The organism is Sorangium sp. So ce590, assembly GCF_051521365.1.
Taxonomy (GTDB): Bacteria; Myxococcota_A; Polyangia; order Polyangiales; family Polyangiaceae; genus Sorangium.
Map to the genome: position 1 here is coordinate 6,619,490 of NZ_CP150346.1, position 23,757 is coordinate 6,643,246.

The window sequence follows — 23,757 nt, forward strand, 5'->3', positions numbered from 1 at the left end:
CCCCCCTTCCCGCCTTCATCTTCAAATGACTGCACCCCCCTCGAGCGCGGCTACTCGAGGCGCTGAGGCATGAGCGGGTCGCTCGTGTCCACGCGGGCAGGCGCCGCGTTCGCCGTCGCTGCGGGCCGAGGCTTCCCGCCCTTCAGGGCCGCAGGCGCCCTGTCGATCTCGACCGAGGGCTGCTCGACGACGGCCTCTAGCCCGATCCGGTGCGCGAAGGCGGATGGCTCGGGCGCCGGCGAGGGCGCCGGGCGCTGGACGGAGGGCGCCTCCAGCGCGCCGCGGATCGCACGCTGCACACCGGAGGACGCCGTCCTGGGCGCGTCGGCCGGCCGGAGCACCGCGGCCCAGCCGAGGCTCGCGACGAGCAACGCGAGGGCCGAGAGCGGCAATCTCCTCAGGCCTCGGCGCGGCGGCGGCGCGGGCTCGCTCGGCGGTCGCTCGTGGACGCGGTAGTCCTCACTGAGCGTCGTCTCGTGCGGGAGCGCCGTCATGCTGCCCTCGGGGAGGTCCTTCCACCGCTCCGCGCCGGCCGCATGGATCCTGGACCGCCGGGGCACGCGCGCCCTCACCCGGGGCTCGAACCGCGGGGCGAGGGCGAGGCGCTCGGATGGCTTCAGGGGGACAAGCATGCTCTCGTCCAGCGACAGCGGGTCGTCGCCGAGCAGCGGCAGGATCGCGTCGAGCATCGCCGAGGCGCTCGGATACCGGTCGGCCGGCTGGTACTGGAGCGCGCCGTCGATGACGGCGGCGACCTCGGGCGAGACCCACGGCGCGAACTCCTGGACCGGCGCGGGCAGGTCGACGACCAGGGCGGCGATGAGATCGCCGACGGCCTTCACGTCCTCGGTCGGCGTTCGCCCGGCCAGCGCGCGGTAAAGCACGACCCCGAGCGACCAGACGTCGGTCCGATGACCGATGTCCTTGATGGCCCGCGCCTGCTCGGGGGACATGTAGCGCGGCGTCCCGAGCATGTACCCGGACCGCGTCAATCCCGTGGTCTCTCGGCGAGGATCGTGGCTTGGCCGGATCTTGGCGACGCCGAAGTCGAGCAGCTTGACGACGAGCCCGCCGTCCTCCTCGCGCCGCGCGAGGAACAGGTTCGCCGGCTTGATGTCCCGGTGCAGGACCCCGGCTTCGTGCGCCTTCTGCAGGCCGATGCACGCCTGGGCCACGATCCGGAGCGCGAGCCCGGGAGGCAGCGGGCCGAGGCGGTCGAGGACCTGCGCGAGATCCTCGCCGCGGAGGAGCTCCATCACCAGGAAGGGCGAGCCCGTCTCCTGGTCCACGCCGGCGTCGAGCACGCGGACGATGTGCTCGGTCCGGATGGCGCTCGCCGCCCTCGCCTCGCGCTCGAACCGGCCCAGGGCAGACCGGCCATGGGCAAGCTCCGGCGAGAGGATCTTCACGGCGACGCGGCGCTCAAGCGCGACATCGTCGGCCTCGTAAACGGCCCCCATTCCCCCCTTGCCGAGCAATCGGCCAAGGGTGTACCTGCCGTTCAGCGTCGTCCCGTCCACGAGCGGCATTTACCCTACGATGGCTGAGGTCGTGGCACAACCCGGCTCTGCGGGACGCTGCGTGCATCCCCGATGCCGGGTGGATGCGGGCCGACCGCCGGGTCGTGACGCTTCGGTGCGCGGCGCTCGAGCGGCATTCCTCCTGCATATTGCGGGAGCCCTGCGGGAGGAGCGCTTTCGCGCGTTGGATTCTTGCTCTCCCGCAGACGGGGAGCCGGGCAGGGAGCCCGCCCGCCGCGGTCCTTCACCCCGCCCTCGACAGCGCGAACCCCTCGCAATGCTGGGCCGCTATCTCCTCGCACCTCTTCCTGTAGGGGACGCCGGTCGAGCCCGTGCCGAGGACGCCGACGCGCTTGCCGGTGAAGTCAACGCCCTCCTGCGGCCAGCGGCTCGTGTGGTGCCGCTCGCCCTGGAAGCGCTCGATCCCCTCGATATCGGGCGTCTTCGCGACGGACAGGCAGCCCGTCGCCAGGACCAGGAACCTGGCGGACACGCTCTCGCCCTGACCCGTCCCGAGCGCCCACCGATCCGCGCCCTCGTCGAAGAGAGCCGCGGTCACGCGCGTCCTCAGCTGGATGTCCCGGCGGAGATCGAACCTGTCCACGACGTGGTCGAGATAGCGCAGGATCTCCGGCTGGGTGGCGTATCGCTCGGTCCACTGCCATTCCTGCTGGAGCTCTGAGGCCGCCGCGCTCGAGCCGCAGCAGCTCCCGCTCGCGCCCGCAAAACCGGCGGATGCGGCGCGGGTCGGGGGAGCCGTCGACCGTCTCGGCGCAATCGCCCGAGCGATAGCGGCTCAGCGGCATCCAGGGGTTGCGGACGCTCGACACGATGAGGCTGTAGATCGTGCTGCCCTCCAGGACCGGGATCAAGCGAGGCAGAAGGTCGCAGAAGCGACGACCTCCCGCCTCGCCCGCCGACCGGGTGGCCCTGTCAGCTGATGCAGCCGGCCTTCTCCGAGATGCAGCCCTCCTTCTTCGAGATGCAGCCCTCCTTCTTCGAGATGCAGCCCTCCTTCTTCGAGATGTAGCCGGCTTCGAGCGTCGATTCATCGACCGAGTTGGCCGCGACCCACTGGTTCCAGAGACGGTCCTGGGCGATCTTCCGAATCAGGTGATCCATTCGAACCTCCGACATCGTGATGGTGGATGATGGGTGAACGGCGCGCACGTCCACAACCCGCGCGCCGCTGCGGTCGTGTGCTCGATGGCCTGGCAGACACGCAGCGTGTGCAGCCCAACGGTCTCGCTGACTATATGAGTCCAGCAAGGAGGGTCAAGGAGCGCAGCGCGGGGGTCGATCCCGCCGCCCGGCCATCTGCAACAGGCATGCTCCAGGCGCAGCGGGGCGAGCACACCACGGGGCCGGCACACGACGATCTCAGCGTGGACGCCTGGGAGCACACACCGGGATGGCGGTGCAGCCGATCGCCTCGACCGGGCCGTGCAGCGTGCTTCGGCAGGTCCTCCGGGCTGAGGACCTACGCCCAGCCGGCGCTCTCCGGGTCCGGCCCGCCCGGTTCAGCCTGAGCTGGCTGCCGGGCGAACGGCACGGAATCCGCTCTTCACGTGGTTCATGTAGAAATGGCGACCCGAGCCCCTGACAGGCTCGCGGCGCGCCTCCCCGGCGGGCTCGCGCGAGCCGCTCGGGCCAGGCCGAGCCGACCGGCTACGCTTACGGGAGGATGGCCGGCGACGGGTCGCCCGTGTAGACCTGCGAGCAGCGGGGCTTCTTCACGTCGCTTGGGCAGCGGAGCCCCTGGTAGAAGCTCAGCGAGTTCGCCGGGGCGGCGTAGCCGCTCGGGATCGGGAGCTTCGACACCTGGCCGAAGTAGGCGAGGCACGCGTCGCGCCACCAGCGCGCCTCGTAGTGCTGGATCTTCAGGAACTCGGTCACGTTGCCGAAGCGCTTCTCGTCGATACGCCCCTTGACCGACTCCCATGCTTCTCGCATGAGCCCCACCTCATCGACGCCGCTGCTGTACTGATGGACGAGCTCCTCCCAGACCGTCCTCCCCGAGCTCAGCTCGTCCTTCCAGCCGACGCGGTGGAAGAAGAGCAGGAGATCCTCGGGCACCGTCTCCCGGCTCCCGAACTGCTGTCGCACCGGCCCGAAGTACTGGGCGACAGCGTTGCTGCCCGACGATGACCGGTCGAAGCCGATGCCGCTCTCGTTCGCCTTGTGATAGTAGACCGGGTTCCACTCCGCGCGACTCAGGGTGTTCGACCATGGGGCCGGCCCGTAGTGATGGTCGTTGCCCATGATGTGGACCAGGCCGAGAGGCGTCATGTAGTCGGCGAGCGCATCGCGGGATTTCATCATCATATCGACGACCGGCTCGCGGACGACGGGGTCGCTCGAGAAGGTCTGGCGGACCCACTCGTCGGCGATGGCCTCCGAGGAGAGGTCTGGATTCCATGCCAGCCGTCCGAACACGTACCAGTTCGCCTGGTTCATGTGGGACCCGGTCCAGTTCGCGTCGTCACCGACGTTGGCGACGCCCGCGATCGCGGTGGTCGCATAGTCATGGAGGGTGCCGTCGATGACCCGCGCCACGGTCGAGCCCGCGCCGTCCGCGTGGGTGTCCGCCTTGAGGACCTCCTCGAACATCGGCCCGAGATAGGCGAGGTGCGTATCTTCGCCGAGATACTCCTTCGTGATCTGGAGCTCGAGGACCAGGGGCGTCTTGGGCATGGCGCCAAACAGCGGATGGAACGGCTCTCGAGGCTGGAAATCGAGGGGACCGTTCTTGGCTTGCACGAGGACGTTGCCCTTGAACCTGCCGTCCAGAGGCTTGAACTCCTCGTACGCCTCCTTGATGCGGTCCGGGGGGCTGTCGTCCGAATAGACGAAGGCGCGCCACATCACGATGCCCTTGTGAGGCGCGAGGGCGTCGGCGAGCATGTTGGCGCCGTCGGCGTGGTTCCGCCCGTAGTCCTGCGGCCCCGGCTGCCCCTCGGAGTTCGCCTTCACCAGGAAGCCCCCGAAATCGGGGATCTGCCGGTAGATCTCGTCCACCTTGTTCGCCCACCATTGCTTGACGCTGGCGTTGGTCGGATCGGCCGTGTTCAGATTGCCGATCTCGATCGGGGCGCTGAAGCGGGCCGTGAGGTAGACCTTGATGCCATAAGGACGGAAGACATCGGCGAGCGCCTTGACCTTCGTGAGGTACGAGGCCGTCAGGACCTGTGCGTTGGCGTTGACGTTCGTGAGAACGGTTCCATTGATGCCGATGGATGCGTTGGCTCTCGCATAGTCCTTGTAGCGGGGAGAGAGCGTGCCCGGCAGCGCATTCCAGTCCCAGATGGAGCGGCCCGCGTAGCCGCGCTCCACGGAGCGATCGAGGTTATCCCAGTGGTTCAGGATGCGGTTCTCGACCTTGGGAGAGCCGGAGAGCGACAGCTTCGAGAGAGAGCTGTGACTCTGGGCGTGCCGGAGCAGCGCGAAGGTGCCATAGAGCACGCCCACCTCCGTGTTGCCGGCCACGGCGATCACCGATTGGCCGCCCACGTCGGCGGTCTCGATGAGGTAGCCCTCGGGGCCCAGCGCTGCGAGGCGCGCGGCGAGCGGCAGGTCTTTGATGATGTCGGCGGTGGCCGTCCCGATCACCACGGCGCCCGGGCCCTCGACAGCCGCGCCGGCCTCGACCGTCGCGCCGGTCAGACCGCTCAGGCCTTTGACGAGCTCGGCCTCGGCGATGTCAAGGCTCGCGCCGCTCCCCGATTTGACCACGCGCTTGAAAGCCGCCTGATACTCCCCGAGGCGCCCCGGAATCGGGACTTGCGGGTACCTGAGCCAGAGGTCTGCACCGGTCTCGTCCGGCAGGGAGTCCGGCACGGGATACACCTCGTCGGAGCCCGACTCTCCACCTGTGGTCCCGGTCGAGCCTGCCGCGCCCGCGCCCGTGCCCGTGCCGCCTCCGCTCCCAGGGATGACGCCGCCCGAGCCCCCGACGCCATCGTCGCCGCCACCGCCGCTCAGGCCGGCGCCACCGCCGCCGGTCGTCCCGTTCGACCCATTGGCGCCGCTCGAGGAGCAGGCGCTCGTGAGCGCGACGCCCAGGAGCCCGACCAGCAGGAGCGGCACCCTCAGGATCGTCATCGAATGGGACCGCCTTGGGGGCGGTCGGCGTGAGCAACTTGAAATCTGATTTTCCGAAGGAGGCGTCATCTGCATCAGCCTTTCCAGTGGAGGTGGCCCAGGGCGAAGGAAAGGCATACCGATCGCGGAAGTCAAGGGTGAACCGCGACGCTCGTCTCGGGCTGACATTCGGAGATCGGGGCCACCTTCGCTGCCCTCCAACCCAGATCTCGATATGACAGAAGATTTCTTGCGCGATCCGCCATCCCTGGAAAACGACAGGAACAACTCCCGGCCTCTCGTGGCCGGGACAGCACCACTGCCGCGCCCGGACTACGGATCTTCCGTGACGCGCGCATGGCACAGGCTCGCGCTCGGCGATCGCGGCTCGAACCACCCCGCGCCGTCGGATAGGCTCCGGCGGCGTACCGCCGGTGCCTCCTGCTGCGGTCCCGACATCCTGAGCCCAGGAGGCGGAGGTGACCTGAATGGGTCGTGACATCGATCACCTGCACCACGTCGGCCACGTCGTGAACGACATGAAGGAAGGGCTCGAGCCTCGCCCGCTTCCAGGGCCTGCACATCCTCGTCTTCAAGACCCCTGACGCAGACGCCGTGGCCGGCAGGCTGAGCTCCGAGTGCATCCGCCACGGGGGCGTCAGCGCGGTTCGACGGCCGGTGGACACCGCAAAGGGACCTCGGATGGAGCCGCTCCGCTTCATCGAGCTCGACAGCGACGCTCCGGAGGACGCCGGGGCAGGACGCGCGCCCGAGGGGAGGCTCGCGATGGCGGAGGACCCGGCGGCGGAGCTGCTCGAGGCGCAGCTCGCCATGGATCATCCGAACGGCGCGGTGGACCTCGTCGACGCCGTGCTCTGCGTCGCCCGGGCGGCGCTGCGCGATGTCGAGCGCCGCTACGAGATCTACCTCGGCCGCCCGGCGCGCGCCGAGGGTCCGGCGCGCGTCGGGCGACCTCTTCGTTCCCGCCGCGGCGGCGCTCGGGGCCGCGATCGTCTTCCGGAGCGCCGGGGGCGTGAAAGCGGGCTGAGCCGTGCGACCCTCCCGGAGCGCGGGATCGGCCGAGACGCAGGACGGGACCGCGGCGCGCAACGCCCTGCTCGCGGCGCTCGCATTTAGTTTGAGCACAAACTATTTTGCGATCTCCAGTCGGAGCGCAAATGTCAAGCGTGAACCGGGGTGCGACGCCGGGCGCTCGCTCGTGCCATAGCAGCAGAAAGGAAGCACCGACTCCACCCGACGCTGCATCGCGCAATGCGCGTCATTCGTCAGCGGAGCTCCCTTGGAGTCCGCCGAGAACGGGTTGTCGTGGCGATGTGCCCGAGTGGACGAGGGTGAAGTAATTTTCGCCTAGAGGTGCGAAGGGCGCCCGGGCTACCCTGGAGCAGGGTCGTCCGACTTCCTGCCCGAGCGCATCCGCTCCTGTTCGTCGAGGTGTGTCGTGAGTTTGAGAACGTCTTATCTGGCTTTGGCGGTGGGATTGATGCAAGTAGCTGCCGCCTGCGGAGGGGACGCGCCCTCCACGGGCAACCCCGGCGCAGGCGGCTCGGGGAGCGGCACGAACTCCGGTGGTTCCGGCGGCGAGGCCGGGAGCGGCGGCATCGACTTCGCCGGGAGCGTCGGCTCGGGCGGCAGCGGCGGAGAGACGCCGGATCCCTGCGCCGGCGACGACCCGCCCCCCGAGTGCAACCTGCCTCAACAGCCCGCCTGCGGCGACGGCAAGATCAACCAGGCCAGCGAGACGTGCGACGACGGCAACAGCCTGCCGGGCGACTGCTGCTCCGGCCTGTGCGAGATCGAGCCCTACTGCGAGTGTCCCACGCCCGGCGCGCCGTGCGTGCTGACCATCGCGTGCGGCGACGGCGTGGTCGATCCGGGCGAGTTCTGCGACGACGGCAACACCGTGGACGGCGACGGCTGCAGCGCCGATTGCTACTCGGTCGACCCCTCGTACGTCTGTCCGATGCCGGGCAAGCCCTGCACGCTCCTCTACGACTGCGGCGACGGCCGCGTGAACGGCTCGGAGACGTGCGACGACCGCAACAAGGTGTCCGGCGACGGCTGCAGCGCGGACTGCAAGCGCGAGGCGGGCTTCTCGTGCTCGCGGCCCGGACAGCGCTGCGAGCGCCTGCCGGTCTGCGGCAACGGGGTCAAGGAGGCCGGCGAGACGTGCGACGACGGCAACACGGCGAGCGGCGACGGCTGCTCGGGCCTCTGCCGGCAGGAGTCCTTCTACAACTGTCCGACGCCGGGGCAGCCGTGCGAGCTGCTGATCCGGTGCGGCGACGGCGCGATCGATCCCGGCGAGCTCTGCGACGACGGCAACACGACGGGCGGCGACGGCTGCAGCGCCGACTGCAAGGCGCTCGACCCGCTTTACGTGTGCGCCAAGCCGGGTGAGCCCTGCCTCCTCCTCTATCGCTGCGGCGACGGCCGCGTGAACAACGGCGAGCAGTGCGAGGACGGCGGCAACCCGCCCGTGTCCGGCGACGGCTGCAGCGCCGAGTGCATGCGCGAGCCGGGCTACGTCTGCCCGCGGCCCGGGCAAGCCTGCGAGCGCCTGCCCGTCTGCGGCAACGGCCGCCTGGAGAGCGGCGAGCAATGCGACGACGGCAACACGGCGGGCGGCGACGGCTGCTCCACCCTGTGCCGGCAGGAGGCGTTCTATGCCTGTCCGACCCCGGGGCAGCCGTGCGAGCTGCTGATCTGGTGCGGCGACGGCGATATCAATCCGGGCGAGGTCTGCGACGACGGCAACAACGTGAGCGGCGACGGCTGCGCCGCCGACTGCAGCGCGGTGGAGCCGATCTACTCGTGCCCCACGCCGGGCGTGCCCTGCACCCTCCTCTACTGGTGCGGCGACGGCCGCGTGAACGGCTCCGAGCAATGCGAGGACGGCGGCAACCCGCCCGTGTCCGGCGACGGCTGCAGCGCCGACTGCATGCGCGAGGAGGGATATCAGTGCAGCCGGCCCGGCCAGCCGTGCACGCAGCTGCCCGTCTGCGGCAACGGCCGCAGGGAGGCCGGCGAGGTGTGCGACGACGGCAACACCGCGGGCGGCGACGGCTGCTCGAGCCTGTGCCGGCAGGAGTCCTTCTACAACTGCCCGACCCCGGGGCAGCCGTGCGAGCTGCTGATCCGGTGCGGCGACGGCGCGGTGGATCCCGGCGAGATCTGCGACGACGGCAACACCGCGGGCGGCGACGGCTGCAGCGCCGACTGCAAGACGGTGGACCCGGCGTACGTGTGCCCCGAGCCGGGTGAGCCGTGCATCCTCGTCTACCGGTGCGGCGACGGCCGCGTGAACGGCGGCGAGCAGTGCGACGACGGCCAGAGCCCGCCCGTGTCCGGCGACGGCTGCACGTCGGATTGCCGGCTCGAGGAGGGCTGGATCTGCCGGCCGGGCCAGCCCTGCACCGAGAGGACCTATTGCGGCGACGGCGTGGTGCAGCTCGGCGAGCAGTGCGACGACGGCGGCGAGGCGAGCCCTGTCGGCGGCGACGGCTGCACCTCGCAGTGCAAGATCGAGGTGGGCTGGACGTGCCCGCCGGCCGGCGGCTTCTGCAACCCGCCCCCGCCGCCCGTGTGCGGCGACGGCCGCGTGAACGGGAGCGAGCAGTGCGACGACGGCGGGGAGCCCCCGGCCGGCGGCGACGGCTGCAGCGCCGACTGCCAGATCATCGAGGATGGCTGGGATTGCTCGCGCGTCGGGTTCCCGTGCAAGACCGTCTGCGGCGACGGGATCAAGGTCGGCGCCGAGCAGTGCGACGACGGGAATCTCTTCCCGGGCGACGGCTGCGACGAGACCTGCCGCATCGAGGCCGGCAGCGTGTGCGACGACGGCGAACCCCAGGACTGCACGGGCTTCTCCGTCTGCGGCGACGGCCTCCGCGAGGGCACCGAGGCGTGCGACGACGGCAACGGCGACTGGCGCGACGGCTGCACGCCGGACTGCAAGCGCGAGCCGACCTGCCCCGGCGGCGAGTGCACCTCGGCGTGCGGCGACGGCATCCTCCTGCCCGGCGATCCCACCGAGCAGTGCGACGACGGCAACACCGAGAGCGGCGATGGCTGCTCCGCCGAGTGCACCGTCGAGCCGGGCTACCTCTGCACCGTGACGCCCACCGAGATGCGGCTGCCGATGGTCATCCGCGACTTCATCGGCTGGTGTCCGACCGACTACAACCGCAACGTCAGCAACACCGAGTGCGATGCCAACCTGACGGACAACATCATCGGGCACTTCGACTTCGAGATCGAGCCCTCGGGCAGCGGGCAGCTCGACGGCACCGTCTTGACGACGCTCGACGGCGACGGCAAGCCCGTGAACGCCTACGGGAACCCTTTCACCACGCCGCGCGCCGCGACCGGCTGGACCTCGGGGCAAAACAACTTCCAGTGGTGGTACCGGGACAACCCGAACTTCAACAGGAGGCTCTCCACCACGATCGAGCTGATCGAGACGCCCCCCGGCTCCGGCCGGTTCGTGTACGAGCGGAGCCCGTTCTGGCCGGTGGATCGGAGCCCGCCCAACGGCGATCCCGTGCTCGACAGCTTCGTGGCCGACGGGCGGGAGAGGACGCGCACCGACGGGCACAACTTCTACTTCACGAGCGAGGTCCGGTACTGGTTCCAGTTCATGCCGAACGGCGCCGAGGCCGATCCGGTGCTCACCTTCTTCGGTGACGACGACGTCTGGGTGTTCATCAAGAACACGCTGACCGCGGACATCGGCGGCATCCACGGGCAGGCCCAGGAGAGCGTGACCATCCTCGACAACGGCAACGCCCGCGTGACCCCCTGCAGCACCGCCGAAGGCTGCCCGAACCGCAACCCCTACGTCGTCAACCTCAACCTCGAGCCGGGCAAGGTCTACGAGATCGCTGTGTTCCAGGCCGAGCGCCACATCACCGGGTCGAACTACCAGCTCACGCTGTCGGGCTTCAGCGCCGGCACGTCGGTGTGCACGCCGCAGTGCGGCGTCGAGGATCCGGTGGTGACGCCGGGCGAGGAGTGCGACGACGGCCCCGAGAACGGGACGGGCTATGGCCAGTGCAACAACTGCCAGCTCGGCGCCTACTGCGGCGACGGCGTGAGGAACGGCCCCGAGGCCTGCGACAACGGCGCCAACAACAGCACGTACGCCAACGCGTCCGGCGCCTGCGCGCCGGGGTGCGTGGCCCCGCCCCGCTGCGGCGACGGCGCGGTCAACGCGCCGTACGAGGCGTGCGATCTCGGCTCCGGCAACACCGCGAGCGGCTACGGCGGCTGCACGACGTCGTGCGAGATCGGGCCGTTCTGCGGCGACGGCGTCGTCAACGGCACCGAGGGGTGCGACGACGGCGTGAACGACGGCTTCTACGGCACCTGCAACCCGAACTGCACGCCGGCCCCGCAGTGCGGTGACAACAACGTCGACGCGGACTGGGGCGAGGAGTGCGACAGGGCGGGCGACACGACCTGCGTGAGCTGCCAGCTCGGGGAGCACTGCGGCGACGGCGTGCTGCAGCCGGAGTTCGGCGAAGAGTGCGACGACGGCATCAACGACGGCGGGTACGGCCGCTGCGCGCCCTCGTGCCTGTACGGGCCGCGCTGCGGCGACGGCATCGTCCAGCCGGAGGAGGAGCGCTGCGATCTCGGCGAGGGGATGAACACCGGCGCGTACGGCGGGTGCAATGCCACCTGCAACTACGGGCCGTACTGCGGCGACGGCGTGCGCAACGGCGCCGAGGCGTGCGACGACGGCGTGAACGACGGCGCCTACGGCACCTGCGCCACGGGCTGCACGCCGGCGCCGAGGTGCGGTGACAACAACGTCGACGCGGAGTGGGGCGAGGAGTGCGACAGGGCGGGCGACTCGACCTGCGTGAACTGCCGGCTCGCCTCGCAATGCGGCAACGGGGTCACGCAGCCGCAGCTCGGCGAGCAGTGCGACGACGGCGTGAACGACGGCGGGTACGAGCAGTGCGGCCCTGCGTGCCTGTACGGTCCGCGCTGCGGCGACGGCATCGTCCAGCCGTCGGAGGAGGACTGCGATCTCGGCGATGGGCTGAACAACGGCGCTTACGGCGGGTGCGATGCCTCCTGCAACTACGCGCCGTACTGCGGCGACGGCGTGCGCAACGGCGCCGAGGCGTGCGACGACGGCGTGAACGACGGCACCTACGGCACCTGCGCCCCGGGCTGCACGCCGGCGCCGAGGTGCGGTGACAACAACGTCGACGCGGACTGGGGCGAGGAGTGCGACAGCGCGGACGACACGGGCTGCGTGAGCTGCCGGCTCGGCGCGCACTGCGGCGACGGGGTGACGCAGCCGCAGTACGGCGAGGAGTGCGACGACGGCTTCAACGACGGTGGGTATGGCGAGTGCGGCCCCGCGTGCGTCTACGGCCCGCGCTGCGGCGACGGCATCGTCCAGCCGTCGGAGGAGGACTGCGATCTCGGCGATGACGAGAACGGCGGCGAGTACGGCGGGTGCACCGGGCTCTGCCAGTACGGGCCGTACTGCGGCGACGGCGTCGTCAACGGCACGGAGACCTGCGACGACGGCGTGAACGACGGCTTCTACGGCAGCTGCCTCCCTGACTGCACGCCGGCGGCCAAGTGCGGTGACGACGTTGTCGACGAGGCGTGGGGCGAGCAGTGCGATCCGCCGAACGAGGCCACGGGCTGCAGCAACAACTGCCGCCTCGGCGCCCAGTGCGGCGACAAGGTCGTCCAGGCCGGCGAGCAGTGCGACGACGGCGAGAACGACGGCGGCTACGGCGAGTGCGGCCCGCGCTGCCAGCTCGGCCCGCGCTGCGGCGACGGCATCCGCAACGGCACCGAGCAGTGCGACGACGGCGACGGCAACAACACCGGCGGCTACGGCAAGTGCGCGCCGGGCTGCGTCTACGGTCCGTACTGCGGAGACGGCAAGGTGCAGAGCCTCTACGAGGCGTGCGACGACGGCAACCGCGTGAACGGCGACGGCTGCAGCCTGACCTGCCAGCACGACGGCATCCCGAACTAGCCCGTCGCGAGCGGGCTCGCGGGGCGCAGGCGTCGACCGAGGCCTGCCCCCGCGAACCCGGCCGGCCCCGCCCCGAGGGGCGCGGGGAGCGAGAGCCGCTGCTCATCGCCTTCCTGAATCACCTGATCGAGCTCGACGAGGCGCACCGGATCGTCTCGATCGAGCGACCGCCCCGGCGACTACGATGTCACCGGAATGATCCTCTGTCCGCTCATCGTCCTTCTTCCTCGACCTTCCCGCCGAACGCTGGGCCAGCTGCATCTCAAGTGACATCGTGGTCGGGGTGAGCGCCGCGCGTGGACCGGTCGGCGCTCGCCCCCGGCGGCAAGTTCGCCCTCGCCGTCTTGCCCGGCGGTCGCAGCCCGTCGGGCCATGACGCCGGACCCGCGGGTCAGGCGGCCGTGGACCGGGCGGACACCTGCCCCGCCGACGGCGCGCGCCGCGCTCGCTGCGTGAGCCCGCGCAGCGCCAGCGCCGCGAGCAGCGCGGCCAGCCACGCGAGGCCGTAGGCGCTCGCCGTCGGCATCCGCCCGAGCGCCGCGTGCAGCGCGACGAAGAACGCCGCGAATCCAAACAGGCCGCGCACGAAGCCCGCGAGCAAGGCCGCCGTGGCGGCGGCGCCGTGCCTGGGCAGGGTGAAACACGGAAGGATGTTGCCGGTGATCGGGATGGCGAGCAGCAGGCCGCTGAGGCCTGCGGGCGCGACGCCGGCGCTGCGCATGATGCACCAGGCCATGGCCATCGCGGCCACCACGCGGCAGGCGAGCTCGGCGCGCGGAATGTCCGCCGCAGCGGGCGCCTCACAGCGGCGCGGCAAGGCCAGCGTGCCCAGGGCGGGCGACAGCAGCGCCACGGCGCAGGCCCAGGGCGGGGGCAATCGCAGCGCGAGCAGCGCCGCCCCCAGCGACAGGAAGGCCACGTTGGCCGCGAGCAGCGCCACGCCCCAGCGAAAGCGCGTCGCGCACCACGCAAAAGCGAGCACATGAACGATCGTCGCCGGCAGGCACACAAGCGTCGCGAGCGCGATCGCGCTCGCCTGGGCGGGCGTCTCCTGCAGCAGCACGAAGCCCATGATCGGGCCCACGATCATCGGCAGCCCGGCGATCGCGCCGCCCACCCCATGGCCGAAGCGGCGCGCCGCCAGCGTGGACAGCAGCACCGATGCGCCCACCAGTGTGAGCTTCAGCAGCACGCTGGCCCGGGCATCCATCGATCGCGTTGCAGAACGCACATCGCTCGCCGGATCCCTATAGGGCAATGTTCCAGGGGAGACGTCGAGATCCGCGACGATCGCGCTCAGCTCCGCTGGCCATGAACGGCGCCGCGCGACGCCGGTCGCGCCGCCAGGCAGCCGCTCGGCCCAAGGCCGGGCGCCATGGTGCGGACCGTGGATCCTCGTGTAACCTCGCGCCCGAAGCCGAGGGCGCATGGAGCAGCAAGAGCCGAGATCCAGGGTGCTCGTCGTCGATGACAACGAGCAGAACCGCGCCCTGGCCCAGGCCACGCTCGAGGACGACGGCTACGAGGTCGTGCTCGCCGTCACGGGCGAGGAGGGGATCCAGCAGTTCGAGCGCCACAAACCGGATTGCGTGCTGCTCGACGTGCGGATGCCGGGGATGGACGGGTTCGCCGTGTGCGCCCGGATCCGCAGCCTGCCCGGGGGCGAGAGCGCGCCGATCGTGTTCCTGACGGCGCTCCGCGACGTCGAGACGTTCGACAGCGCGCTGCGCGCCGGCGGCGACGACTTCCTGACGAAGCCGGTCCGCCCGTCGGAGCTCCTCGCGCGGGTGCAGGCCGCGCTACGGCTGCGCCGGCTCGGCGCGGAGCTGCGCGAGCACGTCGAGCTCGTCCGGCAGCAGCGGGACGCGCTCATGCGCCTCCAGCTCCAGAAGGAGCAGCTCACGGCCTTCGTCGTGCACGATCTGAAGAACCCCGTGAGCAGCATGGACCTGCACGCGCAGTTCCTGCTCCGGGACCGCTCGCTCCCGGAACAGGCGCGCGACTCCGTGCGGCACGTCCGCGATCAGGCGCGCTCCCTGCTGCGGCTCATCTATAACCTGCTCGACATCAGCAAGAGCGAGGAAGGGAGGCTCGCCCCCGAGCGCGCGCGCGTCGATCTCCGCGCGCTCGTCCTCGAGACGTTCGCCGCGCTCGACCTGCGCGCGAGCTCCCGGTCGCTCGCGCTGCGCGAGGCCGTCGAGGTGCCCGCCGTCCAGGCCGACCCGGACCTGCTGCGCCGCACGCTCGAGAACCTCCTCGAGAACGCCGTCCACCACGCCCCGGCCGGGACCGCGGTGACCGTGAGCGCCGTGAAGGACGGCGCCGCGGTGGAGATCCGCGTGGCGGACCAGGGGCCGGGCATCCCCGCCGAGATGCGCGCGAGGGTGTTCGATCGCTTCGTTCAGCTCGGCGGCGAGGATCCGGTCGTCCACCGCGCCGGCCGCGGCCTCGGGCTCGCGTTCTGCAGGATGGCCGTCGAGGCGCACGGCGGCACCCTCCGGATCGAGGACAACGCGCCCGGCGCCATCTTCTGCGTGAGGCTCCCCGATGACCCGTGAACACGCCTCCATCGACCGCCTGTCTCCATCCGACCAGGCGCCCCACGGGCCCGGAGCTCCGCCGCTCGACGACGGCACGTTCCGCCTGCTCATCGACGCGGCGCCCGACGCCATGGTGGTCGTCGACGAGCAGGGACGCATCGTGTTCGTCAACGTCCAGACCGAGCGGATGTTCGGCTACGCGCGCGGCGAGCTCCTCGGGCAGGCCATCGAGCTCCTCCTGCCGGAGCGCTTCCAGCGGGCGCACGTCGCGAACCGGTCGGCGTTCATCGCCGTGCCCAAGGCGCGCCCGATGGGGTCGGGGGTGGAGCTGTTCGGCCGCCGGAAGGACGGCGGCGAGTTCCCGGTCGAGATCAGCCTCAGCCCGCTGACGACCGACCGGGGCACGCTCGTCTCGAGCGCCATCCGCGACATCAGCGACCGCAAGCGGGTCGACCTCGCGATGCGGCGGCTGGCCGCGATCGTCGACTCCTCCGAGGACGCCGTCATCGGCGAGGCGCTCGACGGGCGCATCGCCAGCTGGAACCGGGGCGCACAGGCGATCTTCGGCTACAGCGCCGAGGAGATGATCGGCAAGCCCCTCACCGCGCTCGCCCCGCCGGGGCGGGAGGACGAGGTGCCGCGGATGCTCGCTCGGCTCAGGCGCGGCGAGCACATGGAGCACTTCGAGACGGTGCGCAGGCGCAAGGACGGAAGGGACATCGACGTCTCGATCACCCTCTCTCCGATCCACGACGCGATGGGCAAGGTCGTCGGCACCTCGAAGGTGGCCCGCGACATCAGCGAGCGAAGGCGCCTGGAGGCCGAGACGAAGCGCACGACCGATCTCCTGCGGAGCGCGGTGGAGAGCATCCAGGGCGCGTTCGCCGTGTTCGACGCGCAGGATCGGCTCGCGCTCTGCAACAGCGTGTACCGGCACTGGCTCGGCGCGCGGGTGAGCGGACCCATCGTCGGACGGCGCTATGATGAGCTCATCGACGAGGGCATCGCCGCGGGGCTGTTCGCCCTCGGCGGCGAGCCCCAGGCCGACTTCCGCGGGAGGCTGCTCGCCTACCACGCCGAGCCGAGCGGCACGCTCGATCTCGGCACGAGCGACGGGCGCAGCCTGCGCGCGACCGAGCGCCGCACGGCCGAGGGCGGGACCGTGTGCACCCTCTGGGACATGACCGGCGACGTGCAGCGCGCCGAGGAGCTCCGCAAGGCGCGGGCCCTCGCCGAGGCCGCCAGCTCCGCGAAGAGCGAGTTCCTCGCCTCGATGAGCCACGAGCTCCGCACGCCGCTCAACGCGATCCTCGGCTTCGCGCAGCTGCTCCAGCGCGACCGGAAGACGCCGCTCACCGACCGCCAGAAGGAGCGGATAGAGCACGTCCTGAAGGGCGGCGAGCACCTGCTCAAGCTCATCGACGACATCCTGGACCTCTCGCGCATCGAGGCCGGCCGCGTGACGGTCTCGATCGAGCCGGTGAACGTCCCCGAGGTGCTGGACGAGGTGAAGACCACGCTCGACCCGATGGCCCAGCGCGCCGGGATCGAGATCGCCCTCGCGCCCCTGCCCCCGGAGCTCCCGAAGATCACCGCGGATCGCACGCGCTTCGCGCAGATCCTCATGAACTACGGCTCGAACGCGATCAAGTACGGCCGGAGGGGAGGTCGCGCAACGATCGCTGTGTCGATGCCGGAGGACGGCGTGGTGAGGATCTGCGTGGCGGACAACGGCATCGGCATCCCGCGAGAGCAGCACGCGAAGCTCTTCCAGCCCTTCCAGCGCGCCGGCCAGGAGACAGGGCCGATCGAGGGGACCGGGATCGGCCTCACGATCAGCAAGCGGCTCGCGGAGCTCATGGGCGGCGGCGTCGGCTTCAACAGCGTGCCGGGCGAAGGGTCCGAGTTCTGGATCGAGCTCCCGGCGCACGAGGAGCCGCCGGAGGTCGCCGCCCCGGAGCAGGCCGACCCGCGCGCCGAGGGGTCGCCGCTCGCCGGGCCCGGCGGCGTCCGGCATTCGGTCCTCTACGTCGAGGACAACCCGTCGAACATCGCGTTCATGGAGGAGCTCATCTCCGAGCTCGAGCGCGTCCACCTGATCACCGCGCCGAACGCCGAGATCGGCATCGAGCTCGCGCGGTCGCGGCGGCCCGAGGTCGTCATCATGGACATCAACCTCCCCGGGATGAGCGGCTACGAGGCCCTGCGCAAGCTCGAGGAGTGGCCGGAGACGCGCGACATCCCCGTGATCGCGCTCAGCGCGGCGGCGATGGCCCGGGATACCCGCCGCGCCGAGCAGGCCGGGTTCTACCGCTACCTGACCAAGCCGGTGAGGGTCGACGAGCTGACCGCCGTCCTCGAGGAGCTCCTCGTCCAGGCGGCGCGCTGATGGCGGCAGGCGCCTACCGCGCCGCCCAGACGGCGAGGAGCGCGTACGCGATCGCCACGGCCTGGATGACCGCGAAGCTCAGGAGGCCGGTCGGCAGGAAATCGAAGAAGCCGAACCGGATGGGCCTGCCGTCGACGTCCCGCAGGTCGGCCCGCTCGGTGAGCGCCTGCGCGAGCGGTCCCGACGTCGCGGCGGTCAGGAAGAGCGAGCTGCCCGCGCAGACCGACAGGGCGAGGCCGACATAGACGGCGGGCCCGGGCAGCCGCTGGGCGAGCGACTCGGCCACGTCGAGCAGCGCCGCCATGCTGGGGCCCGCCGAGAACAGCCCCGTGAGCACGCCGGCGAGGACGAGGAACGCGACGAGCTGGAGCGACGGCGCGACCGGCAGCCGCTCCAGCGAGCGCGAGACCTCCTCGAAGAGGCCGGTGCCCCGCACCGCCGCGACCATCACGAAGAGCGAGAGCAGGAAGAGCACCGCCTCGATGTCGAGCCCCGTCCTCGCGAGCCGCTCGCCGTGCCTGCGCGCCATGAGCAGCGCCGCGCCGGTGCCGAGCCAGCACACGAGCTCCGGGCCGACGCCGAGCTCGGCGGGCAGGAACAGCCAGGCGACCACCATCGCGGCGAGCGACGCCGCCGCCGGCACGAGGAGGCGCCGATCGACGCGCACTTGCCGGTGCAGCGCCTCGACCGCCGCGCGCGTGAGCCGCGCCGAGACCGGATCGCGCGGCACGCCCGCGGCCGGGCGCACCACGACGCGCACGACGAGGAGCAGGACGGCGAGCGCGAAGAGCGTCGCCGGGGCGGCGCGCGAGAGGTAGCCGCCGAACGTCATGCTGCCCCGGCCGAGCAGCAGGATGGCCGGGAAGTCGCCGATCGGCGTGGCGGCCCCGCCGAGGTTGCAGGCGACGAGCAGCAGGCCGAGCAGCCAGGAGACGTACCGCTGCCGCGTGCCCATGAGCCGGAGCAGCACGTGCAGCACCGGCAGGACGAGCACGAGCGCCGTGAGGTTGTTGACGACGCCGCTCACGAGGTACATCGCGATCGAGAACACGAGCAGGACGCGGAAGGGCTCGGCGCCGCTCAGCCGCGTGGCCACGACGGCGAGGCGATCGAAGAGCCGCGAGGCGGCGAGGAGCTGGGACAGGAGCCCCAGGGTCACGAGGATGACGAGCACGTCCCACGGCACCTCGGCGAGCAGGCGCTGCGTGGTCGCGACCCCGAGCAGCGTCGACGCGAGGCAGGCGAGGGCCGCGCCGCCCGTCACGACGAGCACGCGGCGCGACGGCAGGAGCGCCTGGAGCAGGAGCGCGCCGAGCAGGAGGGTGAAGAGCGCGGCCTGGGGCGCCGTCACGTCGCCTCGCGCGCGGCCCGGGACGCGCGCGGGTGGCCCGCGCCGACGGCGGCCTCGGGCGCGGGCGCGGCCGGCCCCACGAGGCACGAGAAATCGCCCGCGCTCGTCTCGACCATCCAGCGCGGGTACACCGTCATGGGCCGGCCGAGGATGTCCCAGCCGATCAGCGAGCGGAACTGGGTCCGCACGTCGGGGCCCGAGACGCGCAGCCACGAGGGGCTCACGTGCGCCGCGTGCCCGTCGGTGCCGTAGACGAAGGTGAGCAGCGCGCTCCGCCGCCCGGCCCAGCGGTGGAGCTCGGACAGCCCCACCGGCTCCATGAGCCCGTCATAGTTCGCGAGCACCCGGCGGAAGTCCGGGTCGAGCCCGCCCGCGTCGGTGACGAGGCCCGCCTCGACGCCGGAGAGCCGCGGCACGAGCGCGTCGAGGCCGTCGGCCTCCAGCCCCACGACGAGCAGCCGGTTCACGCCGCGGAGCGCGTCGAGGACGCCCGCGGGGTCGAGCGGCGCCTCGGCGCCGCCGGAGAGCCACTGCTCGGCGACGAAATCGAGGACGGGGAACTCGCGCCCGAGCTGGTCGCGGGCCTCGCCGACGAGCGGGGCGCCGCCGGCTCCCATCAGCTCGCGCAGGAACAGCCGCGCCGCCGAGCGCATACCCAGCTCGGCGGCCACCATCCGGAACGCCTGTCCGAGCGCGGGCGGCAGCGCCATCAGGCCGGCTCCGCCCCGGCGCGGGCGCGCGCGGCGCGCGCGAAGAGGGCGTCGAGCAGACAGACCATGGCGGCGTTGGCGAGCGCGTGGTGCGGCGGGCCGTCGGTCAGGCAGTCGACGAGCGCGGCGAGCTTCGGCGAGCCCTGCGGGGCGAGGCGCGTCAGCGGCGCGAGCGGGATGGCCAGCGGGTAGTCGTGATCGCTGCCGCGCGCGAGGTGCGGCGGCAGGCGGATCGGCACGGCCAGCGACTCGCCGCGCGGGGCGCCGCCCTCGTCCGGACCGAGCTCCTCGAGCAGGAGGCCGAGCAGGCAGAGCAGCGCATAGCTCGCGCCGCGGTGATGAATGGGGCCCTCCCCGACGATGCACCGGACCACGAAGGCGCGCTCCTCCGCGTCGGGCATCCAGGGGGCGAGGAGCGCATCGAGCCTGGCGGGGCGGATGAAGGCGGACACCGCGGACGAGGGCAACGGAGCGTGGCGCGGGCGGTGGTCGCGAGGCGGTCGGGACGGAGGCATGGGGGCGTACGAGCGTAACTGCTCGGAACGACCCGGATCCAGGCCTGATCTCGTGAGGGTCCGGGTGCGCGTGCTGGAGCAGCGGCCTGCGCGGATGCGCTGGGACGGGCCATCGGACCTGCGCTCGGACAAGGGACCACGTTGACCGAGCTCTTCCACCCGGAGGACCGCTGCACGCTCGCGGCGCGGCGGGAGCAGGTCCGCGGGAGCGCCGCCCCCGTCCAGGTCCACGGCCGGATCATGCGCGGAGCGCGGCTACCGGCCGTTCTCGTGCTTCGTGCGCGGCACGCGCGCGGATGGGCCGACGCGGCGCACGAGCCCGTGAGCCCCCCGGGCGGCCGAGCTCAGAACAGCTGGACGTCGTCGAGCTCGATGCCGAGCGGCTGCCCCGCGGGCGTGCGCCAGCTCAGGTCCTTGACCGCCCACGGCTCGAACGGCGCCGGCGTGCCCCACCCCTGCTGCATCAGATCCCACCAGCGCAGCTCCACGGTGACCCACTCCGTTCCGACCCAGAGGTCGATTCCGTGGCCGTCGAAGCAATCCGAGCAGAACCCGCCTTCGGGCCTGGTGAGGAGCGTGCCGATCTCGAAGCGAACCTGGGAGCCCTGGGCACGGACGTTGAAGCGGATGCCCTGGACCCCCGACATGTTGACGGGCCACGATTCGAAGGAGAGCATGACGCCGGCGCCCGACACGGACGGCCCCCCCGGGGAGTAGGCTGCGAGCGCCGTCGAGCCGAGAGGCCCCGGCACGGGAAACACGTCGACCGGCGGAAGGGTCCCGTCGCCGTACGTCACCCACGGCCCCGTGAACGGCGGCAAGCGCCTGGCGTACGGCGGGGAGCTGAAGAAATCGCCGTCGTCGAAGTCCTCGATCACGAGGCCCGGCGTCGCGCAGAAGGGCTGCCACTGGCAGTCCGGATCGCTGCAGTCGGCGTACCCGTCCCCATCGTCGTCATAGCCATTGCTGCACGCCGCACCGGTGTCCTCGCGCCACGGTACGCAGAAGGGCTGCCACTGGCAGTCCGGATCGCTGCAGTCGGCGTACCCGTCCCCATCGTCGTCATAGCCGTTGCTGCAGGCCACATCGGTGTCCTCGCGCGGCGCCGTCGTGTCGTCGACCCCGATGACGATGTCGAGCGTCCCCTGGCCGACGGAGACGACATCGCCGTCCGCCCGGAACTGAAACATGAGCGTCGACGTCGCGCCTTCGTTGATGAAGACCGGCGTCGGATTCGCCGACGTCAGGCCCGCCGGAACGTACTGGTAACCGGAGCTGGTCCACCGCTCGAGGATCCAGCCAGGCTCCAGGTACACGTCGTAGCGGCCGACCGGCAGCACCTCCGTGAGCACCGTCGCGTCGCCGTCTCCATAGAAGAGCCGGTGCGTCGGACCGTGGATATTGAACAACGCGGAGGAGAGGCGGTACGTCGCGCCCGTGGCGCTGGTCCCGACGAGGGCGAGGCTGATCGAGCCGATATCGGACGCCTGGTCGGCGCCGTCCGGCGCCTCCGCTCCACAGCCGACCGGGATCATTGCGACCGCCAACACCGAGCATACGAAGAGTTGTTGCAAGTGTCTCATGATGACTTCGTATCAGAGACGCTCGCTCAGGAAAAGTGGGATCCTTGGGTGCCCGATGACAGCGCGCGGCCATTCCTCGCCTGTCTTCGATAACCGGCGAGGACCGGCTCATGTCGGCGCGTGTAGCAAATGTGTGCGTTTTCGTGTACTTACACGCGCTTTCGTGCGTTTAAGAGGTAGGCGTCGCCGACCGAGAAGCGATCGAGCAGGAACTCCCGCCCTTCGAGCCGCTGGGCCACCCAGCCGAGGCGGGCGTCCGCCCTGGCGAGCGCGTAGGCCTTGACCTGGGCCGGGGCCGCCTCGTCCAGGAGCGGCAGGTAGATCGCCTTGTGGAGCTCGGTGCCGATGAAGCAGAGCCACTGCTGGAGGCGCGCCCGGCCGAGCGGATCCCGCGGCGCGAGCCCCGCTTCCGGGAACCGCTCCGCGACGAGCTGCAGGAGCGCCGCGTTCTCGGACGGCACGGGCGCCCCCTCCCCCGGACCGCTGCAGAAAAAATCGAAGGGGCGTGTCGATCTCGCGCCCCCTCGTTCGTCGTCACGACAGAGCGGGGGCTCACGCCCGGTCGAGGCCGTGCGGAGCCCTGTATCGAGAAGGAGACATGACGATGCGGTTCATGATGCTGATGATCCCGAGGGGATACGAGAGCGCGGCGCCGGGCACGATGCCGGACGCCAAGGCGGTCGCTGCGATGATGAGGTACAACGAATCCCTGCAGAAGGCCGGCGTGCTGCTCGCCGTCGACGGCCTCCACCCGCCCTCGATGGGCGCGCGCATCTCGTTCCCCGGAGGGAAATCTCAGGTGATCGACGGGCCCTTCGCCGAGGCGAAGGAGGTGCTCGGCGGCTACTGGTTGATCCAGGTGAAATCGAGGGAAGAGGCGATCGCGTGGGCGTCGCGCTGCCCCGGTTCGGACGACGCGATCATCGAGGTTCGCCAGGTACAGGAGCTCTCGGACTTCCCCGCCGATGTCCAGGAGGCCGCGGCCGGGCTCCCCGAGATGCAAGCGCACGCCCCGCAGCACCGGGAGTCGTGACGCGGCGGCCGCGGCGCGCCGGTCAGTCGAGGCCGGTGCTCTCCGGCGTGCCGAGCATCAGATTCAGGTTCTGCACCGCCGCGCCGGAGGCGCCTTTGCCGAGGTTGTCGAGGCGCGCCACGACAAGGATCTGGTCGGGCTTGCCGAACACGAACACATCGAGGCGGTTCGTGTCGTTGCACTCCAGGGCGCTCAGGGAACCGTCCTCCAGCGCGCCCTGGCCGCCGAGCGGCATCACCCGGATGAACGGCTCGCCGGCGTAATATGACGCGTAGAGCTCGTGCACCGACGCGGGCGTCGCGGGTCGGCTCAGGGCGTCCACGAACAGGGGCACCGAGACGAGCATGCCTTTGTAGAAGTCGCCCACGACCGGCTGGAAGAACGGCGCCCGCTCGAGCCCCGCGATGGCGCGCATCTCGGGCAGGTGCTTGTGCTGCAGGGTGAGCCCGTACGGGCGCGGGCCGCGGAGCTGCTCGCGGCGGGCCCCGCCGGCCTGCTCGTAGGTCTGGATCATCTTGCGCCCGCCGCCGCTGTAGCCGGTGAGCGAGTGAGCGATCATGCCGGCGTCCCTGGGCAGGAGCCCCTGGTCGACCAGCGGGACCACGAGGGCGAGGAACCCGGTCGCGTGGCACCCGGGGACGGCGACGCGCCGCGCGCTCCGGACGGCCTCGCGCTGCCCGGGGCGGAGCTCCGGGAAGCCGTACACCCAGCCGTCGGCGGTGCGGTGCGCGGTGCTCGGATCGATGACGCGCGTGCCCGGGTTCTCGATCCACCCGATGGACTCGCGGGCGGCGTCGTCGGGCAGACACGTGATGAGCAGATCCGCCTCGTTGATCAGCGCGCGACGCGCCGCCGGGTCCTTGCGCCGCTCCGGGTCGATCTCGAGCAGCTGGAGATCGCGGCGGCCCTGCAGCCGTTCGCGGATCTGGAGCCCTGTCGTCCCTTCCTGTCCGTCGATGAACACCCGATGCATGGTGGCCCTGTTCATACGCCGAGCGCGCCGCCT

The 23,757-nt window shown here is 71.3% G+C and carries 17 protein-coding genes and 1 pseudogene; 5 read left to right on the plus strand and 13 right to left on the minus strand.

Features of this window, described 5'->3' with window-relative positions; translation table 11 throughout:
- Positions 1-50: 50 nt before the first annotated feature.
- The 5 genes and pseudogenes from WMF28_RS24620 to WMF28_RS24640 form a co-directional block, all read right to left on the minus strand.
- Positions 51-1,520: a serine/threonine-protein kinase gene (locus WMF28_RS24620; protein ID WP_437595739.1), complete on the minus strand. Its 1,470-nt coding sequence runs from the start codon at positions 1,518-1,520 to the stop codon at positions 51-53.
- 244 nt (positions 1,521-1,764) lie between these two features.
- Entirely contained in the window at positions 1,765-2,298 is a 534-nt protein-coding gene (locus WMF28_RS24625; protein ID WP_437604306.1) for an NAD(P)-binding domain-containing protein, read from the minus strand.
- Positions 2,207-2,392: pseudogene (locus WMF28_RS24630) on the minus strand (hypothetical protein); the annotation flags it as partial. The gene WMF28_RS24625 and the pseudogene WMF28_RS24630, both read right to left, overlap by 92 nt.
- Before the next feature lie 61 nt (positions 2,393-2,453).
- A complete protein-coding gene (locus tag WMF28_RS24635; RefSeq protein WP_437595741.1) occupies positions 2,454-2,642 on the minus strand; it encodes a hypothetical protein in 189 nt (62 codons plus the stop codon).
- A 552-nt stretch (positions 2,643-3,194) separates the two neighbouring features.
- Entirely contained in the window at positions 3,195-5,621 is a 2,427-nt protein-coding gene (locus WMF28_RS24640) for an alpha-glucuronidase family glycosyl hydrolase (protein ID WP_437595742.1), read from the minus strand.
- Between the two features lie 681 nt (positions 5,622-6,302).
- Here WMF28_RS24640 and WMF28_RS24645 point away from each other — a divergent pair.
- Together WMF28_RS24645 and WMF28_RS24650 are read left to right on the plus strand one after the other, a co-directional pair.
- On the plus strand, positions 6,303-6,737 hold the full coding sequence (locus tag WMF28_RS24645) for a hypothetical protein (RefSeq protein WP_437595743.1): 435 nt from the start codon (positions 6,303-6,305) through the stop codon (positions 6,735-6,737).
- A gap of 364 nt (positions 6,738-7,101) precedes the next feature.
- Positions 7,102-12,630 carry a DUF4215 domain-containing protein gene (locus tag WMF28_RS24650; protein ID WP_437595744.1) on the plus strand — a complete coding sequence of 1,843 codons (5,529 nt, stop codon included), beginning with the start codon at positions 7,102-7,104 and terminating at the stop codon, positions 12,628-12,630.
- Here WMF28_RS24650 and WMF28_RS24655 read toward each other — a convergent pair.
- Together WMF28_RS24655 and WMF28_RS24660 are read right to left on the minus strand one after the other, a co-directional pair.
- Positions 12,627-12,776, minus strand: a complete 150-nt coding sequence (locus WMF28_RS24655) for a hypothetical protein (protein WP_437595745.1) — start codon at positions 12,774-12,776, stop codon at positions 12,627-12,629. The genes WMF28_RS24650 and WMF28_RS24655 overlap by 4 nt on opposite strands.
- 245 nt (positions 12,777-13,021) lie before the next feature.
- A complete protein-coding gene (locus tag WMF28_RS24660; RefSeq protein WP_437595746.1) occupies positions 13,022-13,840 on the minus strand; it encodes a hypothetical protein in 819 nt (272 codons plus the stop codon).
- 217 nt (positions 13,841-14,057) lie between these two features.
- Between WMF28_RS24660 and WMF28_RS24665 the strand changes: the two genes are divergently transcribed.
- Together WMF28_RS24665 and WMF28_RS24670 are read left to right on the plus strand one after the other, a co-directional pair.
- Complete coding sequence (locus tag WMF28_RS24665) at positions 14,058-15,188, plus strand: hybrid sensor histidine kinase/response regulator (protein WP_437595747.1); 1,131 nt, start codon at positions 14,058-14,060, stop codon at positions 15,186-15,188.
- Positions 15,178-17,559, plus strand: coding sequence for a PAS domain S-box protein (locus WMF28_RS24670; RefSeq protein WP_437595748.1), 2,382 nt, complete (start codon positions 15,178-15,180; stop codon positions 17,557-17,559). The genes WMF28_RS24665 and WMF28_RS24670 overlap by 11 nt, the downstream gene beginning before the upstream one ends.
- A 13-nt stretch (positions 17,560-17,572) precedes the next feature.
- On the opposite strand, the gene WMF28_RS24675 is transcribed toward WMF28_RS24670, so the two are convergent.
- From WMF28_RS24675 to WMF28_RS24695, 5 genes are all read right to left on the minus strand, one after another.
- The gene (locus WMF28_RS24675) at positions 17,573-18,910 is read right to left on the minus strand and encodes an SLC13 family permease (RefSeq protein ID WP_437595749.1); all 1,338 of its coding nucleotides are present in this window, start codon (positions 18,908-18,910) and stop codon (positions 17,573-17,575) included.
- Positions 18,907-19,620, minus strand: a complete 714-nt coding sequence (locus WMF28_RS24680) for a hypothetical protein (RefSeq protein ID WP_437595750.1) — start codon at positions 19,618-19,620, stop codon at positions 18,907-18,909. The genes WMF28_RS24675 and WMF28_RS24680 overlap by 4 nt, the downstream gene beginning before the upstream one ends.
- Positions 19,620-20,072: a hypothetical protein gene (locus WMF28_RS24685; RefSeq protein WP_437595751.1), complete on the minus strand. Its 453-nt coding sequence runs from the start codon at positions 20,070-20,072 to the stop codon at positions 19,620-19,622. The genes WMF28_RS24680 and WMF28_RS24685 overlap by 1 nt, the downstream gene beginning before the upstream one ends.
- Before the next feature lie 407 nt (positions 20,073-20,479).
- The gene (locus tag WMF28_RS24690; RefSeq protein ID WP_437595752.1) at positions 20,480-21,685 is read right to left on the minus strand and encodes a hypothetical protein; all 1,206 of its coding nucleotides are present in this window, start codon (positions 21,683-21,685) and stop codon (positions 20,480-20,482) included.
- A gap of 182 nt (positions 21,686-21,867) precedes the next feature.
- Positions 21,868-22,179 (minus strand): glutathione S-transferase family protein, encoded by a 312-nt coding sequence (locus WMF28_RS24695; protein ID WP_437595753.1) that lies wholly within the window; start codon positions 22,177-22,179, stop codon positions 21,868-21,870.
- A gap of 143 nt (positions 22,180-22,322) precedes the next feature.
- Here WMF28_RS24695 and WMF28_RS24700 point away from each other — a divergent pair, with 143 nt between their 5' ends.
- The gene (locus tag WMF28_RS24700; protein WP_437604307.1) at positions 22,323-22,751 is read left to right on the plus strand and encodes a YciI family protein; all 429 of its coding nucleotides are present in this window, start codon (positions 22,323-22,325) and stop codon (positions 22,749-22,751) included.
- Between the two features lie 22 nt (positions 22,752-22,773).
- On the opposite strand, the gene argC is transcribed toward WMF28_RS24700, so the two are convergent.
- Positions 22,774-23,724 (minus strand): N-acetyl-gamma-glutamyl-phosphate reductase, encoded by a 951-nt coding sequence (argC, locus tag WMF28_RS24705; protein WP_437595754.1) that lies wholly within the window; start codon positions 23,722-23,724, stop codon positions 22,774-22,776.
- Positions 23,725-23,757: the final 33 nt, after the last annotated feature.

Excerpts from the sequence above, each read along its gene's own strand:
- WMF28_RS24640 (WP_437595742.1), bottom strand. The coding sequence starts at position 5,621 with ATGACGATCCTGAGGGTGCCGCTCCTGCTGGTCGGGCTCCTGGGCGTC.
- WMF28_RS24645 (WP_437595743.1), top strand. The coding sequence starts at position 6,303 with ATGGAGCCGCTCCGCTTCATCGAGCTCGACAGCGACGCTCCGGAGGAC.
- WMF28_RS24680 (WP_437595750.1), bottom strand. The coding sequence starts at position 19,620 with ATGGCGCTGCCGCCCGCGCTCGGACAGGCGTTCCGGATGGTGGCCGCC.
- WMF28_RS24700 (WP_437604307.1), top strand. The coding sequence starts at position 22,323 with ATGCGGTTCATGATGCTGATGATCCCGAGGGGATACGAGAGCGCGGCG.
- WMF28_RS24665 (WP_437595747.1), top strand. The coding sequence starts at position 14,058 with ATGGAGCAGCAAGAGCCGAGATCCAGGGTGCTCGTCGTCGATGACAAC.
- WMF28_RS24660 (WP_437595746.1), bottom strand. The coding sequence starts at position 13,840 with ATGGATGCCCGGGCCAGCGTGCTGCTGAAGCTCACACTGGTGGGCGCA.
- WMF28_RS24650 (WP_437595744.1), top strand. The coding sequence starts at position 7,102 with ATGCAAGTAGCTGCCGCCTGCGGAGGGGACGCGCCCTCCACGGGCAAC.
- argC (WP_437595754.1), bottom strand. The coding sequence starts at position 23,724 with ATGCATCGGGTGTTCATCGACGGACAGGAAGGGACGACAGGGCTCCAG.
- WMF28_RS24635 (WP_437595741.1), bottom strand. The coding sequence starts at position 2,642 with ATGGATCACCTGATTCGGAAGATCGCCCAGGACCGTCTCTGGAACCAG.
- WMF28_RS24670 (WP_437595748.1), top strand. The coding sequence starts at position 15,178 with ATGACCCGTGAACACGCCTCCATCGACCGCCTGTCTCCATCCGACCAG.